The sequence below is a fragment of the Streptomyces sp. NH27 genome (genome assembly GCF_056859195.1).
Window position 1 is genome coordinate 1 of record NZ_JACEGK010001050.1, and the last position, 631, is coordinate 631.

Here is a 631-nt window from a genome sequence, read left to right on the forward strand (position 1 = left end):
GTCGGGTGCTTGTTGTCGACGACAACAGGGTGATCCGGCAACTGATCAGGGTCAACCTGGAGCTGGAGGGCTTCGAGGTGGTGACCGCGGCTGATGGTGCCGAGTGCCTGGAGATCGTGCACTCGGTGCAGCCGGACGTGGTGACGCTCGACGCGGTGATGCCGCGGTTGGACGGTGCGCGGACCGCGATGCGGCTGCGGGCGGACCCGCGCACGCGGCAGGTGGGGATCGTGATGGTCAGCGCGGGGAGCCTGCCGGAGGCGGTCAGCGGGCCGGGCGGGGTCGACGCGTATCTGGCGAAGCCGTTCGAGCCCGCGCTGCTCGTGGAGATGGTGCACAGGCTGGTCCGGCGCGGCCCGCGCCCGCCCGAGCAGCCGGAGGAACCCGGACCGTCCGGAGTACCGGGGGAGCACCGCGTGGACCAGCCGCCCGACCAGCCCCAGGGCCGGGCCGCCGCCACCCCCGGACCCGGCTCCGGCGCCTGAAGCGGGCCGGGCCGCAGCGCCGCTCGTACGGCGGGTCGTAGCGCGGCCCGTACGACCACTCCACTGGCGCGGCTCGCCCGACCACCTCACTGGCGAAGCCCACCCGACCACCCCGCGGCACCGTTCATCCGGCCGCCCCGCCGTGC

The 631-nt window shown here is 74.8% G+C and carries 1 protein-coding gene; it reads left to right on the forward strand.

The annotated features are described in order from the left end of the window. Positions 1-485, forward strand: a 485-nt coding sequence (locus AC13HU_RS37955) for a response regulator (RefSeq protein WP_483046546.1), incomplete at its 5' end; no start/stop codon positions are given. Positions 486-631 lie beyond the last annotated feature (146 nt).